The organism is Collinsella sp. wc0529, assembly GCF_046116875.1.
Classification (GTDB): Bacteria; Actinomycetota; Coriobacteriia; order Coriobacteriales; family Coriobacteriaceae; genus Collinsella.
Genome location: NZ_JBJXBO010000001.1, coordinates 1,209,831 through 1,225,329 on the forward strand (window position 1 = coordinate 1,209,831; position 15,499 = coordinate 1,225,329).

Here is a 15,499-nt window from a genome sequence, read left to right on the forward strand (position 1 = left end):
ATGCGCGCGTTTAATGTTGAGCTGTCGCGCCGGGGGTTTGCCTCGGCGCTCGCCGCGGGCGCGTTGTCGCTCGCGCTGGCTGGCTGTGGCGGCGGAGCTGCGGGGGCGGGGTCCGCCGCGGGCTCGGCTGCCGGTGGTGCGGCGACCGCCGCGGGGCCCGTCGAGGTGCACGTCGCCTCGCTCAAGGGTCCGACGTCGATTGGGCTGGTGCAGTTTATGGACCAGGCAGCGAGTGGCGAGACAGATAACGAGTTCGACTTTGCGATCAGCGCCGTGGCCGACGAGATCGTGCCCAAGGTCATTCAGGGCGATGTCGACATTGCCTTGGTGCCCGCCAACGTGGCGAGCGTGCTCTACAGCAAGACCGAGGGTGCGGTGCAGGTCATCGATATCAACACGCTGGGCGTGCTGAACGTGGTGACGGGTAACGCGGACGTTACTTCGTTTGGCGATCTGGCGGGCCATACCGTCTACATGACGGGCAAGGGCGCCACGCCGGAGTACGTCATGAACTACCTGCTGGAGCGCGCGGGCCTGACCGGCCAGGTTACGCTCGAGTTTAAGAGCGAGCCCACCGAGGTGCTGTCGGCGTTGCTTGCCGATTCGTCTGCCGTGGGCGTGCTACCCGAGCCGTTCAAGACCGCTGCCATCGCAAAGAGCGAAGGCAAGCTGTCGGCTCCGGTAAGTCTGACCGATGTGTGGGATGAGCTGGCAGGTGACACGGGTTCGCGCCTGCTGACGGGCGTGACCGTGGTGCGCCGCGCCTTTGCCGAGGAGCATCCCGAGGCCGTGGCGGAATTCCTGAGCTGCCATGCTGCGAGCGTTGAGGCCGTGAACGTGGCGCCGGCGGACTGGGCTCAGGCCGTGGCCGATGCGGGTATCGTGGATAACGCCGCGATTGCCGAAAAGGCGATTCCCGGGTGCATGCTCGTGTGCCAGACGGGGAGGGATATGAAGGCGGCGCTCGGTGGGTACCTGCAGGTGCTGGCCGATGCGGACGCGAGCGCCGTGGGCGGCAAGCTCCCGGCTGGTGATTTCTACTACATGGAGTAGCCCGTGCGTGCGTTTGCTCGACACATGACAGAGCGTATGAAGGCGGTGGCGGCAGGTGGTGCCGTCGCCGCCTTTTGGCTTGCCGTGTGGGTGCTGGTGGCGGGTCTCGTGGCGCAGCCGTTGATTTTGCCGGGGCCGGGCGCTGTCGTGGTGGCGTTGCTGCGGCTGGTGTGCGATGCCAGCACGTGGGCGATTCTGGCGGGCTCGGGTGCGCGGATTCTAGGCGGTTTGGCGCTTGCCGCGGTGTGCGGTGGTCTGCTGGCCGGAATTTCGTCGCGCTCGCGGGCGTTTGCGCGCTTGGTGGCGCCGGCGCTTTCGTTTGTAAAGGCGACGCCGGTTGCCTGCGTGGTGGTCCTGCTGCTCATTTGGCTGGGGTCGGCGCGCGTGAGCATCGCCGTGGTCTTTTTGATGGCGCTGCCGGGCGTGTATTTTTCGCTGGTTGAGGGTTTGGCACAGGTTGATCAGCCGCTGGAGCAGATGTTTCGTCTGCATGGCGTGCAGGGTTGGCGTCTGTTTTGCGCCCATACCTGGCGCGAGGTCCTGCCGTTTGTGCTTTCGTGTGCGCGTGCCGTGATCGGCATGAGCTGGAAGGCCGGCGTGGCGGCGGAGCTCATCGGCATGGCGACGGGCACCGTGGGCGAACGCATCTATCAGGCGAAGCTTTTGATCGAGACGGCGGACCTGCTGGCGTGGACCGTGCTGATCGTGGCGGCATCGTGGGCATGCGAGCGCGTGCTGGTGTGGTTGCTGCGGGCTTCGGGGCCCGTGGCGTGGCGTACTGCCGTGCGGGCGCATGGGCGCGGTGGCCGCGGGCGTGCGCGCGGCTCTGCTGGCGGCGGGGCTGCTGCGGAGCTTGCGCTCGCCGTGGGCGACCGGGCGCCCTGGTCGCCGGCGCTCGACGGACTGGTGCTTCATGTGCCCGCCGGTGGACGCACCTGTGTGATGGGCGCTTCGGGCGTGGGCAAGTCGACGTTGCTTGCGCTGGTGGCGGGGGAGTGCGCACCGTGCTCCATGGTGTTTCAGGATGTGCGCCTGGTCGAGGACGCCTCTGCTTTGGATAACGTGCTGGTGTGCGCCGATGCACGCGTGAATGCCTCGAGTGCCGCTGCCTTGTTGCGCCTGCTGGTACCGGGGATCGATGTGCATGCCCGCGTGGCCGAGCTCTCGGGCGGGCAGCGCCGTCGCGTCGAGATTGCCCGAGCCCTGCTGTGTCCGGGCGGCGCAGTGATTCTGGACGAGCCCTTTACCGGTCTAGACATCGCTGCGCGCGACGCATGCACCGAGGTCGTGCTCGACTTGCTCGACGGCCGTATGCTGTTGCTTGCCACGCACGATTCCGCTGACGCTCGGGCCCTCAATATCTCGGACATCATCACGCTCTAAAGACTTACTCAGCAACAAATTGATCCGTTTTTTCTCCGTCCCCATGGGGTCGGGTATGGTATTCTATCTGCGGGGTAATACTTAGGAATACCAAGTAATACCAACGCCGTAGAACAAACTCCAGATGCGGGCCAATCGGGTTGCCTTCACAGCCCGTCGCCCAGCCGCGTGGCCCGCATCCATCCGCACCACCGTCGTTTCAAAAAGGAAGCGCCATGGCAGAACACATGACCCCGGTTGTCGCGAAGGTCTTGCCCGAGGAAAAGGCAGCCTTCGCGGCGGCAACCCAGCTCGTGGGCACCACGCCGTCCAACGCCATCCGCATGTTCATCGCCGCCTTCAATCGCTGCGGCACCTTTCCGTTCGACATTTCGCCCAGCGGGGCTTTTGGCGCTGCGCCCGATTCTCATCAACAATGACTGTCCCAAACTGCCGGCACTTGGGGACGTTCCTTTTCTGCCGGCAGTTAAGGAACGTCCCTAAGTGCCGGGTTTTGAGGAGGTTGGCATGCTCAATGCGATGATTTGGGCGCTTGCCTGTTTTGGTGTTGTTGCTGCCGATATAGCCCTGAGCGTGGTTCTGTTTTCAGCTCTCGATGCTGTGTCGGCGCTGACGGGTTTCCCGATCGACAATCTCGATATCCAATGGTTCCAGGCTGCCGCTCAGATGGCGTCATTTTTGATGGCGCTGCTGTGGTGGCGTTATCTGTGGCCCCGCTCCTTCATGGCGCGCCGGCAAGGCGAGCGCCCGCTCGGTGGGGGAGCAAGCGCGGCATGGAAGCGCATTGCCTGCGTTGTCGTGATCGGCCTATCCATGCAGGTGGTCATTAGCTACCTATGCGACGGCGTGCTGTCGCTGCTGCCCGAGGTCGCGGCAGACTATAGCGAGCTCGTCGAGGAAACGGGCATGGGCGATACCAGCCTTCTTGCCGTCCTGACCACGGTGCTCGGCGCGCCGTTTTGCGAAGAGCTCCTGGTACGCGGCATCATCTTTGAGTTTTCGCTGCGTGCGTTTAATCCGCAGTGCCGTCCGCTCTGGAAACGCCGGCGCCGCGCGAACGCGCAAGACGGCGCTATAGTGCCCTGGGCGGCCCCGAGTACCTGGGGCGTCGCCGCGGCAATCGTGCTGCAGGCGGCGATCTTCGGCTTTATGCACATGAACTGGGTGCAGGGCTGCTACGCGGGCGCTGCCGGCCTCATTTTTGGTTGGGTGCTCGTGACCACCGGAAAGCTCCGCTATACGATCCTGTTGCACTTTGCCTTTAATGCCGGGTCGTATCTCATGGGGCTGCTGTGGTTTGTGGGCACACCGCTCGACGTTGTGGTCACGGTTGGCATCGCCGGCTTTGTGCTGGTAGAGGCGATGCGCTCGCTGCTTCGATTGCGCATTCCCGTGTCGCGCGAAGCTGATCGGTCTGAGTAATAACGCCTTTAATTAGACCGATGCGTCCTGAACGCACCTGGCGTTTCGCCGAATGCTTCTTTAAATTTTGAGTAAAAGAATGACATGTTGGAGATGCCGACTTTTCGGGCTACATACTGCACGCTGCGCTCGGTGTTATTGAGAAGATATGCCGCCTCTGTGAGCTGCTGGTTGAGCTTGATTTGCGAAAACGTTTTGCCGGTTTTTTGCTTGATCAAGCTGCTGAGATAGCTGGTGCTATAACCCGTATCGCTCGCAATGCTTTCGAGTGTGCAGTCGCCGTAGCTTCGCTCAATATGATTCAGAATCGACACGATGCGTTCGTCCGACATGATCGCCTGGTTATCAGTTGCGGAGCGTCGGTACAGTCCTCGAATGAGAACAAGGAATAGGCTGACGGCGAGGTGCCTCATGAGTTCATTGGAATAGGCATCTTTAAAGTGATATTCGATAAAGAGCATCTCGATGAGGCGTCGCGCATGTCGGGCGTATTCCTCTGGAAGAATGAGATATTTTCGGGCCTCGCGGTTTTTGGACACAAAATCAAATAGAAGATTCGTTAATGGTGACGCGCCGGGTAGCTGGCTCAGGAACAACGAATCGAACATTTCTTTTTTGAAGACGATCGAAATGACGATATCATGCTCGCCCTTAACGTATGGAACGCTTCTGACTACGCCGGTGTTGCAAATGAGCACGTCGCCCTTTTTAAGGAGTAGTCGCCGTCCGTTGACGATAAACGTGCAGACGCCGTCGTACACGTAGTTAAGCTCCATATCCCGATTGATATGAGGAGGAATATCGGTAAAGCGCGACTCCTTGATAAGGCCCACAGGGTTTTCGTCGAGAGTTTCTTTCCAATCAAACAGATAGACCTCTTCGCCGTTAATGGTTGTGGTTTCCACCCTGTTATATCGCGGGCTGAGCTCTCCCGGATGTGTGCGATGCCACTCTTCGGTCTCGGTATGCGTATAGAGCAGCTGTTTGAGATTCGAATCCATGGGGTGCTCCAGGGGTGAACGGTAGAATCGATGCCTTAAACGGTATTATATCTAAAAAAATGTTATAAACAAACGCTTTCTATGCGATATCTTATGCATCTTGTTCTTCCTAGTATTGGGTTATCCGCTGGAGCATCCGATCAAGGAGGGCAAATGAGTAAGTTAAAACATGGGTTTGACTCCGACTTTTTATGGGGCGGAGCCATATCGTGCTCGCAGGCCGATGGCGCCTGGAATGAGGGCGGAAAGGGAAAGTCGACGCAGGATTGTCGATGGCTGGATGGTACCTGGACTCATGACCAGATTGAGGACAAGCATCAAAACAACCCCTTCTGCCATGACGAACTAATGAACGCTCTCGCAGATGATGGTGTTGAGTTCTACCCGTTTAGGCGCGGTAACGACTTCTATCATCACTACCGTGAGGACATCGCGCTTTTTGCGGAGATGGGCCTCAAGCTGTTCCGCACTTCTATTTGCTGGAGCCGAATCTATCCTAACGGAGATGATCTTGAGCCTAACCGCGAAGGCATCGAGTGGTATCGAAGCATGCTGGGTGAGTGCAAAAAGCACGGCATTAAAACCTTCGTCACCATGCTCCACTATGACATCCCGGTAAATCTTGTCACCACATATGGGGGATGGAAGAATCGCAAGACGATTGATTTCTTCGCCCGCTATGTCGAGACAATCGTTACGGAATTGGGCGATCTGGTCGATTTCTGGCTGCCTTTTAACGAGTTCAATGCAGCGCGTTTTTCGCCTTGGGACGGGGTCTGTCTGGTCAAAGACGAAGAGGGGGAGAACTTCGATCGAGCCATCTTCCAGTGCCTGCACCACGAGTTCGTTGCCAATGCGCGTGCCGTCGAGATTGTCCATCGTCTTTCGCCCGATACTCCCGTTGGCGGCATGATCGCTCGATTCTGTACGTATCCCGCCACCTGCCGTCCCGAAGATAACATGCAGGCTATTCACGACGACCAGTATTCCAACTGGTTCTATACGGACGTGATGGCTCGTGGAAAATACCCCGCTTATATGAATCGCTATTTCGATGCGTGTGATATCGAGATTCAAATGGAACCGGGCGATGAAGAGCTCATCGCTCGCAACACGGTCGACTTCCTGGCCTTTTCGTACTACTTTTCCCAGGTATCCACCTGCGATCAGGGATGGGAGAAGACTGCGGGTAATCTGGTCATGGCAAACAAGAACCCTTATCTCGAGACGAGTGAGTGGGGCTGGCAGCTCGATCCCATTGGCCTGAGGGTTACCCTTAACCAGATGTATGACCGCTATGGGCTGCCTCTGTATATCGCCGAGAACGGCCTCGGTACATCTGATGTAGTCGAGGAGGATGGCAGCATCCACGACGAGTATCGAATCGATTATTTGCGCCAGCACATAAAGTGCCTTAAAGAAGCGGTGATCGATGGCGTTGACGTGCGCGGATACATGATCTGGGGATTCATTGACCTTGTTGCCTGCGGTCCTCTTACGATGGACAAGCGCTACGGGCTTATCTATGTCGATCTGGATAATTGCGGCAACGGCACTGCGGAGCGCTCGCGTAAAGACTCTTTCTATTGGTATCAGAAATGTATCGCCACTAATGGCGAGGATCTTGGGTAGGAGTGATTGTCGTGGCAGACAAGAAGGAACTGGCCGCTCGTGTCCTCGAGCTCGTGGGCGGCACCGATAACGTTGTTATGGCAACGCACTGCATTACAAGGCTCAGATTCAACCTGAAGGACGATAGCAAGGCAGACCTGGAGGCCCTTAAGACGCTTGACGGCGCCTTGGGCGCGCAGGTTAAAGACGGACAGTGGCAAGTTATCATCGGCGCCAGCGTGGGGTCGGTATATGACGAATTGGAGCCCATGCTAGGTGACAGGATGGGTGGCGAGGTCTCCGCCGACGCCGAGCAGCCTGAGCTCCAAAAAGGTTCGGCTCGCGTATTCGATATCATCACCGGCATCTTTTCCGCTATCATTCCCGCACTGGTGGCGGGAGGCATCGTAAAGGGCATCCTGGCTGCTATCGCGGCTTTTGGAATCGACACGGGTGCCGGCGACTTTGCGATATTCAATATGATTTCGGATATCCCGTTCTACTTCTTGCCGTTTTTGCTGGCAATGTCTACAGCTGATAAGTTCCGGGTCAACCGTTCGCTTGCGCTTTGTGTTGCCGGATCGCTGATGTACCCGACCATTGTCAACGCTGTCGGTACGGGCGAGACGCCCCTTGCGCTGTTCGGTTTTGCGGTGCCGATTTTTAGCTACGCCGATTCCGTGTTCCCGGTTATCTTTGGCGTCATTGGCTTGTCTTTTGTATATCGTGCAATCGACAAAGTCGTGCCGGATCTTTTTAAGCTCGTTGTCGTTCCGGCGCTCTCCCTTGCTATCGTGATTCCCGTCAACCTGTTTGTGCTCGCTCCGATTGGTGCCTGGTGCGGTCTTGGTCTTGCCAACGGTATCGTTTGGCTATTCTCGACGTTAGGCCCCGTTGCCGGTTTTCTGCTGGGCTTCTTTATGCCGCTTATCGTGCTCTTCGGCATGCATCAGTCAACGAGCCCTATCCAGATTTCCAATATCGCAACGCTTGGGTATGACTATCTGCTCCCGATCTCTTTCTGCCATAACCTCGCCGAAAGCGGTGCGTCTTTTGGTGCAGCCCTGCGCATGACCGACGAAAAGCTCAAGTCCGCTGCAATGACGTGCGCCTTCTCAGCATTTATGGGAATTTCCGAGCCCGCCTTGTTTACCGTTCAGGTTCCTAACAGGACTCCGCTTATCGCTGCGATGATTGCGGATGGCATTGGCGGTGCGCTTACCGTTGTTCTGGGCGCTAAGTGCTTCGGCTTTGTTATGCCCGGCATTACCTCGTTGCCCGTTTATGCCGATCCAAGCGGCAATCCCATGAACCTGATCATGATTGTCGTCTGCATCGCTTTGACTTGGGTTATCTCTGCGGCGCTCTCGTTTGCGCTCTATGGTCGTTTCGACAAAAAGTAACGACGTTTTGAGATAGACAATATTAATCGGCCGCTCGCCGGGGAATCGTTCTGCGACGCCCCAGCGAGCGGCAATTTATTGGTGGGGCGTGTCGTGTCGCCAACGGCGGCATGCCGCCTCGCCGCGCTAGTTGCGTCTGCCGCCTCCGTTGGCGCCCTGACGCCCCTGTGCCGCGCGATTGCGACCGGCAGTGTTCTGCGCGCGGGACATACCGCCGTGACCCTTGCTGCCCTTGGGCCCCTTGCCGGCGGCGCCACCGTGGGCCTTGCCGCCCTTCTTGCCGGTGCCATGCCCACCGCCGGCAGACGTCTCGCCCGGGCGTGGCGGCACGGGGCGAATCAGGCAATGCTTGGTATAGCCGATCAGATCACGACGCCCGGCCTTCTCTAGCGCCTCGCGCACCAGCTTGTAGTTCTCGGGCTTGCGATACTGGATGAGCGCGCGCTGCATGGCCTTCTCATGCGGGTCGCGCGCCACGTAGATCGGCTGCATGGTGCGCGGATCTACACCGGTGTAGTACATGCAGGTCGACATGGTGGACGGGGTGGGGTAGAAGTCCTGTACCTGCTCGGGCATGTAGCCCATGTCGCGCACGGCTTCGGCAAGGTCCACGGCTTCCTTCATGGTTGAACCAGGGTGGCTCGAGATCAGATACGGCACCACGTACTGCTTGAGTCCGTATTCGCGATTCAAGCGTTCAAATTTACGGCAGAATGCGTCGTAGACAGCTCGGCTCGGCTTGCCCATCACGGACAGCACCGCGTCGCTCACGTGCTCGGGCGCTACGCGCAGCTGGCCCGAGACATGGTGTTCCAGCAGCTCGCGTAAAAACTCGTCCGAGGCATCGGCCATGGTGTAGTCAAAACGGATGCCGCTGCGCACGAAGACCTTTTTGACGCCCGGCAGCTGGCGCAGGTCGCGCAACAGCTGCGTGTAGCCGCTTTCGTCGACCACCATGTTCTTGCACACGCTCGGCCACAGACAGCGCTTGTTCTTGCACACGCCGTGCTTGAGCTGCTTGTCGCAGGCGGGACGGCTAAAGTTGGCCGTCGGTCCGCCTACGTCGTTGATGTAGCCCTTAAACTCGGGATCGCGCGTGAGCAGCTCTGCCTCGCGCATGATCGAGTCGTGGCTGCGCATCTGCAACACGCGACCTTGGTGGAAGGTGAGGGCGCAAAACGAGCATTCACCAAAGCACCCGCGGTTGGAGCTGATTGAAAACTTGATCTCGGCAAAGGCCGGCACGCCGCCCGCGGCATCGTAGTCGGGATGCCAATCGCGTGCGTAGGGGAGCTCGGCCACCTCGTCCATCTCATCGGTCGTCAACGTCGCCGACGGCGGGTTCTGCACCACATAGACGCTGTTGGGATAGGGCTCTACCAGGCGATGTCCGGTGATGGGGTCCATATTCTGCTGTTGCACGTTAAAGCTGCGTGCGTAGTTGAGCTTGTCGGCGGTAAGGTCGTCCCAGCTGGGTAGCAGGTCGTAGTCGTAGACCTCGTCGAGCGAGCCTGTGCGGTAGACGGTGCCGTTGATATAGGTGATCTGATCGACGGGCAGTCCCGCGTCGAGCGCGTCGGCGATCTCGACAATCGCGTGCTCGCCCATGCCGTAGATGAGGATGTCGGCGCCCGAGTCGAGTAGTACCGAGCGCTTGAGCTTGTCCTGCCAGTAGTCGTAGTGAGCCAGGCGGCGCAGGCTTGCCTCGATGCCGCCGATGATGATGGGAGCGTCCTTGAACGTCTGACGGATGAGGTTGCCGTAGACCGTGACGGCACGATTGGGGCGGTGCCCCTCCTCGCCACCGGGGGTATAGGCGTCGGTATGGCGACGGTGCTTGGTCACCGAATAGTGGTTGACCATGGAGTCCATGTTGCCGGCGCTGACCAAAAAGCCCAGGCGCGGCTCACCGAGCACCGTGATGCTGGCGGGGTCGGTCCAGTCGGGCTGGCAGATGATGCCCACTTTGTAGCCGTGCGCGTCGAGGACGCGGCTGATGATGGCCATACCAAAGCTGGGGTGGTCCACGTAGGCGTCGCCGCAGATGTAGACAAAGTCGCACTGGTCCCAGCCGCGCGCATCCATGTCGGCGCGGCTGACGGGGAGGAACTTATCGCGGCCCGGGCGCCAGGGGCGTGTGAGCGCTGCTGGGGTATGCGTGGTGTGCCCACCCTGCGCCTTACCGCCGCGCTTTTGCTGCTGGCCCTGTTTGCCCTGCTGACTGCGCTGGTTGTTCTGAGCGTGCTGAGGCTTTTTTGCCACGATCCCTCCCGGTGTTTGTATGCTGCACGTAATTGTAACCAGTCTTTTTGGGACGGGGCTAAAAAGACTGGTGGAGTACATGAGCTAGCGGATCGGCGTGTCGATGCGGGTGTCGTTTGTTTCCAGACTGTGTATCCCTGTGTCGAAGGGGTCGTCTCGCGCGCACGCCATGTTGTCAATGGGTTACAGTATGAACGGCGGCTATGTTTCCGCCAACGCACGAGAGAGTCGTCAACAAGGAGGATGCACGACGATGCAGCGTGCCAAACAGATATCGGAGTCTATTGAGCTGGGCATCATCTTGGCGCTCGCCGGTGGCTTTATGGACGTGTATTCGTACATTGGGCGCGACCATGTTTTCGCCAACGCGCAGACAGGCAACATCCTGCTCGTGGGCGTGAGCATCTCGGAGGGCAACTGGGCACTTGCGGGGCGCTACTTCTTCCCTGTGGTGTCGTTTGCCGTGGGTATTATGCTTGCCGATCTGGTACACGAGCGGTTTGGCAGCGTGATCCACTGGCGTCAGGTGACGGTGTTCTTTGAAGCCGTCATCTTACTGGGCGTGAGCTTTATCCCGGGCGGCAATTTCAACCTGCTCGCCAACTGCCTCACCTCGTTTGCCTGCGGCATGCAGGTCGAGAGCTTCCGCAAGATCCACGGTCACGGCATCGCTACGACCATGTGCATCGGCAACTTGCGCAACGCGCTGCAAAACGTGGACGATTACATCATCACCCACAGGCGCGGCTTTTTGGAAAACGGCCTGCTGTACTTTGGCGTGATCCTTACCTTTGTGTTTGGCGCCGTGTTGGGCAACTGGTGTATTGAGCGCATGGGCCTGCACGCCATCGTCGTGGCGAGCTTGCTGCTGTTTGTCGCGTTTGCCATCATGTTCATCGACCGCGAGCGCGACTTGCGCTTACGCTGGAAGGTTGCGGCCGAGGCTTGGAAAGAGGGCTGCCGAAAGTAACTGAATGCGGCAAAGGGGCTGTCCCTTTGCCGCAGTATTTTTCATCTTCTGTTGAAACGCTTTAACACTTTTGACGTTCTCACGCGTTTTTTGTTTCAAAAGCGTTAGGATGGGACTTATAGCGCGGGGCGTAATGGATGCCCCGCACACGATGGGAGGCTATCAATGGCTAATCGTTTCGTTCTCAATACCATCTCTTATCATGGTTCCGGCGCCATCAAGGAGATCCCCGGCGAGCTCCAGCGTCGCGGCTACAAGAAGATCTTCGTCTGCTCCGACCCCGATCTGGTCAAGTTTGGCGTTACCGCTAAGGTGACCGACGAGCTCGACGCCGCCGGCATCGCTTGGAGCCTCTACTCCGAGATTAAGCCCAACCCCACGATCCAGAACGTCAAGGACGGCGTCGAGGCCTTTAAGGCCGCCGAGGCTGACGCTATCGTGACCATCGGTGGCGGCTCCTCCATGGACACCGCTAAGGCCATCGGCATCATCATCAACAACCCCGAGTTCGCCGATGTCCGTAGCCTCGAGGGCGTTGCTCCGACTAAGAACCACGCCGTGTTCACCATCGCCGTGCCGACGACTGCCGGTACCGCTGCTGAGGTGACCATCAACTACGTCATCACCGACCCCGAGAAGGTCCGCAAGTTCGTGTGCGTCGACACCAACGACGCCCCCGAGGTCGCCGTCGTCGATCCTGACATGATGGCTTCCATGCCCGCCGGCCTGACCGCTTCCACTGGCATGGACGCTCTGACTCACGCCATCGAGGGCTATACCACCAAGGGTGCTTGGGAGCTCTCTGACATGTTCCACTTTGAGGCTATTAAGCTGATCAGCGAGAACCTGCGTGACTCCGTCGCCGAGGCCAAGTCCGGCCAGCCCGGCTCCGGCCGCGAGGGCATGGCCCTTGGCCAGTATGTCGCCGGCATGGGCTTCTCCAATGTTGGCCTGGGCATCGACCACGCCATGGCTCACACGCTGTCCGCTCACTACGACACCCCGCACGGCGTCGCTTGCGCCATGCTGCTGCCGATCGCCATGGAGTTCAACAAGCCGGTTTGCGCCGAGCGTCTGGCCAAGGTTGCCGTCGCCATGGGCGTTGACACCACGGGCATGAGCACCGACGAGGCTGCCGACGCCGCTATCGCCGCCGTCAAGCAGCTTTCCGCCGACGTGAATATCCCGCACGTCTGCGAGGCCATGAAGGCTGACGAGATCGAGGTCCTGGCCAAGGACGCCATGGCCGACGCCTGCTTCCCGGGTAACCCGCGCGAGGCGGCGCTCGACGACGTCATCGAGCTCTTCAAGAAGATCTGCCCGGTTGCATAACCCAGTTTGGTGGTCCTTCGCCCGTAGGCGTATGGTCTTTTGACTTGCCGCTGGCCCCGCCGTGCTACGCATGGCGGGGCTTTTTGTGCTGCGTCGATGCCCTGAGACGGGCAAAACCAAGGTGTACTGCCCGCTACGGATAGGTGGTGCACTTCCCAGCGTGCATTTTTGGGAGTATTCAGCAAGCTCTTAAAAATGCATAACGTTTTGAATGGCCCGTAGTGGCCCGCAGGCGCCCATCGACAGCCATTGCGGGTGGGCTATCGATGAGTGGAGGGGGTTGTTACTGAGTTTCTGCTTTGCGACGACCCGCAACACTGCTGTAACCGCGTCGTTTTGTCGTTCGCGATGGGGTCGTTGGGGCCCACGATGCTGAATACTCCGTTTTTTGCACGGCCCAAGGTGGGGTACCCTGAGACGAAGCAAAAAGATTCCTCATTTCTATGCAGATACCGATAGGATTTATGCAAGATTGGGATCGTAAGCCGTGCTCGTGCGCAAAATCGGCGCGAGGACGTCTGGAGGTGGCTCGGCTCCCAGAGCCTTGCGCGTGCAGAACGGTTAAAATCGGGACTCGGTCTTAGTTTTGCTTGGAAGGATGCACATGGCTTCTGTAATCGATGCTTCTCTAGAGGAGACGCTCTCCTATATCGCGGGACAGCTTAAGACGCTGACTTCTATTGCTTCGCCGACGGGCTATACCCGTGCGGCGACTGATTATCTGATGGAGACCCTGCGCGATATGGGGTTTGGGCCTGAGCGTTCTAATAAGGGTAACGTGCTCGTTGAACTTGGTGGCGAGGGTGAGCCGCTCGTACTGGCGAGCCATGTCGATACCCTGGGCGCCATGGTGCGCTCCATTAAGGACAATGGCCGCCTGCGTCCCACGACGCTTGGTGGGCATCAGTGGTCTACGGCCGATGGCGAGAACTGCACCGTCTACACGCGCGACGGCAATGTGTACACGGGTGTGGTCCTCAATACCGAGCCTTCGGCGCACGTGGCCGACGAGCCGGTCAAGACCATCGAGAAGAACATGGAGATCTTGCTCGACGAGAACGTCGACAGCAAGGACGATGTGCTCGAGCTGGGTATTCAGACCGGCGACATCATCGCTATGGATCCTCGCACGACGGTGACGGAGAGCGGCTACATTAAGAGCCGCTTCCTGGATGACAAGCTATCGGCCGCCATTTTGTTGGGCTTGGCGCGTGCCGTCGCCGCTGGCGAGGTGACGCTTTCGCGTAAGGTTTCGCTGCTCTTTACCGTGTACGAGGAGGTGGGCCACGGCGGCGCCTTCGTGCCGGCCGACACGCGCGAGATGATCAGCGTTGACATGGGCTGCGTGGGCGACGACCTAGGCTGCACCGAGCACATGGTGTCGATCTGCGCCAAGGATTCGGGCGGTCCGTACAACTACGACCTGGTGACGGCGCTGTCCAATATCGCGCGCGAGCTTGAGCTCGATTACGCTATCGACGTGTATCCGCATTACGGTTCGGACGTCGAAGCCACGCTCTCTGCCGGCTACGACATTCGCCATGGTCTGATCGGCCCCGGCGTGTATGCGAGCCACAACTACGAGCGTAGCCACATGGACGGCGTGCGCAACACCTTCGAGCTCGTCCGCGCCTACGTACAGCGCTAGCGATGCAGCGGCCTCGGCTGATACGGCAGTACCGACCGAGGCCGTCCTCTCTAAGTTGCGGTGAAATAGGGACTGTTTGGCGGTTTTAAACGCTTAAACAGTCCCTATTTCACCGCGATTTATGAAGGGGATGGGGCTACTTAAGTGCGCCGGTCACCGTGCCGCCGCCGAGGACGATGTCGCCGTGGTAGACTACAACGGCCTGGCCGGGGGCGATGGCTCGCTGCGGCTCGTCAAAAGTCAGCAGCATTTGCCCGTCTTCGCCGCGCGTAAGGGTCGCTGCTTGGTCTTTCTGACGGTAACGGTACTTGGCGCCCACGCGAATGCCGCCGGCATCGAGTTCTGCCTCCATGCGGTCGGCAGGGGCGCTCCAGATCCAGTCGTCGGCCGTGAGTGCTGTGGCCGTTAGGTCCTCGGCCTCGCCCAGATGCACGGTGTTGTTGGCGGCATCGACGCCCGTCACATACACGGGATGCGCCATCGCGACGCCCAAGCCCTTGCGCTGGCCGATGGTATAGCGCAACGCGCCGTTATGGCGTCCGACCACGCTGCCGTCGCGCCACACAATGTCGCCCGGTGCAGCGGGATGTCCGCAGCGGCGCTCGATATAGCCCGCGTAGTCGCCGTCTGGAATAAAGCAGATGTCCTCGCTTTCGGCCTTCTGGGCGTTGGTAAAGCCTTGCTCGGCGGCTATGCGGCGCACGTCGCGCTCTTTGTCTAGGCCTGCCAGCGGAAAGATCGTGTGCGCCAGGCGCTCCTGCGTAAGCGAATATAAAAAGTAGCTCTGGTCCTTTTTGGGATCTTCGCCGCGATGCAGCTGCCAGGTGCCGTCTACTGTCTGGCTTGTTTTGGCGTAATGACCCGTTGCGATGTAGTCGCAGCCCATGTCCAGCGCCGCACCGAGCAACGCGCCAAACTTTATGTGGCGGTTGCAGATGATGCACGGGTTGGGCGTCAGTCCTTCCTGGTAGGCGTTCACAAAGCGCTCGATAACGTTGCGGTCGAACGTCTGCTGCAGGTCGAGCACATGGTGGGGTATCCCCAGGCGCTCGGCGACGGCCTTTGCATCGGCGATGTCGCGGTCGACTTTGCTCATGCCCATGGCGGGGTCGGATGCGGGACAGGTGAGGCGCATGGTGGCGCCGACGCATTCGTAGCCCTGGCTTTTGAGCAGGTACGCGGTCACGCTGGAATCGACGCCGCCGCTCATGGCGACGAGCACGCGCTTGTTGTGCATGGGGAGGTTCTCCTTGGTGGCATGTGGCCAAAAAAGAAAAGCGGCGCGGGAGGCTGGTTCCGCGCCGCAGACATTGTAGCAAGTTCGGGCGTCCTGTGGGACACCCTGTTGGGATGGGCTCAGACTGCCGGGAGAGAGAGGAGACCGGCTCGTCCGTGGGCTCAACCTATGGGCGAT

At 59.4% G+C, this 15,499-nt stretch carries 12 protein-coding genes; 9 read left to right on the forward strand and 3 right to left on the reverse strand.

Annotated features, from left to right (window positions below):
- From ACKUTP_RS05145 to ACKUTP_RS05160, 4 genes are all read left to right on the forward strand, one after another.
- Positions 1-1,053, forward strand: a complete 1,053-nt coding sequence (locus ACKUTP_RS05145) for an ABC transporter substrate-binding protein (RefSeq protein ID WP_409063691.1) — start codon at positions 1-3, stop codon at positions 1,051-1,053.
- A gap of 3 nt (positions 1,054-1,056) precedes the next feature.
- Positions 1,057-2,436, forward strand: a complete 1,380-nt coding sequence (locus ACKUTP_RS05150; RefSeq protein WP_409063692.1) for an ATP-binding cassette domain-containing protein — start codon at positions 1,057-1,059, stop codon at positions 2,434-2,436.
- A 215-nt stretch (positions 2,437-2,651) separates the two neighbouring features.
- Positions 2,652-2,855 (forward strand): type II toxin-antitoxin system RelB/DinJ family antitoxin, encoded by a 204-nt coding sequence (locus ACKUTP_RS05155; protein WP_006235351.1) that lies wholly within the window; start codon positions 2,652-2,654, stop codon positions 2,853-2,855.
- Between the two features lie 88 nt (positions 2,856-2,943).
- Positions 2,944-3,858 (forward strand): lysostaphin resistance A-like protein, encoded by a 915-nt coding sequence (locus ACKUTP_RS05160; RefSeq protein WP_409063693.1) that lies wholly within the window; start codon positions 2,944-2,946, stop codon positions 3,856-3,858.
- Positions 3,859-3,866: 8 nt separating this feature from the next.
- Here the strand turns inward: ACKUTP_RS05160 and ACKUTP_RS05165 are convergent, their stop codons facing one another.
- Positions 3,867-4,859 (reverse strand): AraC family transcriptional regulator, encoded by a 993-nt coding sequence (locus tag ACKUTP_RS05165; protein WP_055250957.1) that lies wholly within the window; start codon positions 4,857-4,859, stop codon positions 3,867-3,869.
- 153 nt (positions 4,860-5,012) lie between these two features.
- On the opposite strand from ACKUTP_RS05165, the gene ACKUTP_RS05170 reads away from it, so the two are divergent.
- Both ACKUTP_RS05170 and ACKUTP_RS05175 read left to right on the forward strand, forming a co-directional pair.
- Positions 5,013-6,491: a family 1 glycosylhydrolase gene (locus ACKUTP_RS05170; RefSeq protein WP_035137362.1), complete on the forward strand. Its 1,479-nt coding sequence runs from the start codon at positions 5,013-5,015 to the stop codon at positions 6,489-6,491.
- Between the two features lie 11 nt (positions 6,492-6,502).
- Complete coding sequence (locus ACKUTP_RS05175; protein WP_409063694.1) at positions 6,503-7,873, forward strand: PTS transporter subunit EIIC; 1,371 nt, start codon at positions 6,503-6,505, stop codon at positions 7,871-7,873.
- Between the two features lie 126 nt (positions 7,874-7,999).
- Here ACKUTP_RS05175 and ACKUTP_RS05180 read toward each other — a convergent pair whose 3' ends face one another.
- Complete coding sequence (locus ACKUTP_RS05180) at positions 8,000-10,135, reverse strand: YgiQ family radical SAM protein (RefSeq protein ID WP_409063695.1); 2,136 nt, start codon at positions 10,133-10,135, stop codon at positions 8,000-8,002.
- Between the two features lie 253 nt (positions 10,136-10,388).
- Here ACKUTP_RS05180 and ACKUTP_RS05185 point away from each other — a divergent pair, with 253 nt between their 5' ends.
- The 3 genes from ACKUTP_RS05185 (at position 10,389) to ACKUTP_RS05195 (ending at position 14,085) form a co-directional block, all read left to right on the forward strand.
- A complete protein-coding gene (locus ACKUTP_RS05185; protein ID WP_368141665.1) occupies positions 10,389-11,105 on the forward strand; it encodes a YoaK family protein in 717 nt (238 codons plus the stop codon).
- Positions 11,106-11,270: 165 nt separating this feature from the next.
- Positions 11,271-12,437 carry a lactaldehyde reductase gene (fucO, locus tag ACKUTP_RS05190; protein ID WP_409063696.1) on the forward strand — a complete coding sequence of 389 codons (1,167 nt, stop codon included), beginning with the start codon at positions 11,271-11,273 and terminating at the stop codon, positions 12,435-12,437.
- Positions 12,438-13,041: 604 nt separating this feature from the next.
- A complete protein-coding gene (locus ACKUTP_RS05195) occupies positions 13,042-14,085 on the forward strand; it encodes a M42 family metallopeptidase (protein WP_409063697.1) in 1,044 nt (347 codons plus the stop codon).
- A gap of 136 nt (positions 14,086-14,221) precedes the next feature.
- Here the strand turns inward: ACKUTP_RS05195 and mnmA are convergent, their stop codons facing one another.
- Positions 14,222-15,487 (reverse strand): tRNA 2-thiouridine(34) synthase MnmA, encoded by a 1,266-nt coding sequence (mnmA, locus tag ACKUTP_RS05200; protein ID WP_409063698.1) that lies wholly within the window; start codon positions 15,485-15,487, stop codon positions 14,222-14,224.
- Positions 15,488-15,499 lie beyond the last annotated feature (12 nt).

Coding starts and splice junctions, on each gene's coding strand:
- ACKUTP_RS05165 (WP_055250957.1), bottom strand. CDS start 4,859: ATGGATTCGAATCTCAAACAGCTGCTCTATACGCATACCGAGACCGAA.
- ACKUTP_RS05195 (WP_409063697.1), top strand. CDS start 13,042: ATGGCTTCTGTAATCGATGCTTCTCTAGAGGAGACGCTCTCCTATATC.
- ACKUTP_RS05170 (WP_035137362.1), top strand. CDS start 5,013: ATGAGTAAGTTAAAACATGGGTTTGACTCCGACTTTTTATGGGGCGGA.
- ACKUTP_RS05160 (WP_409063693.1), top strand. CDS start 2,944: ATGCTCAATGCGATGATTTGGGCGCTTGCCTGTTTTGGTGTTGTTGCT.
- fucO (WP_409063696.1), top strand. CDS start 11,271: ATGGCTAATCGTTTCGTTCTCAATACCATCTCTTATCATGGTTCCGGC.
- ACKUTP_RS05145 (WP_409063691.1), top strand. CDS start 1: ATGCGCGCGTTTAATGTTGAGCTGTCGCGCCGGGGGTTTGCCTCGGCG.
- ACKUTP_RS05185 (WP_368141665.1), top strand. CDS start 10,389: ATGCAGCGTGCCAAACAGATATCGGAGTCTATTGAGCTGGGCATCATC.
- ACKUTP_RS05155 (WP_006235351.1), top strand. CDS start 2,652: ATGGCAGAACACATGACCCCGGTTGTCGCGAAGGTCTTGCCCGAGGAA.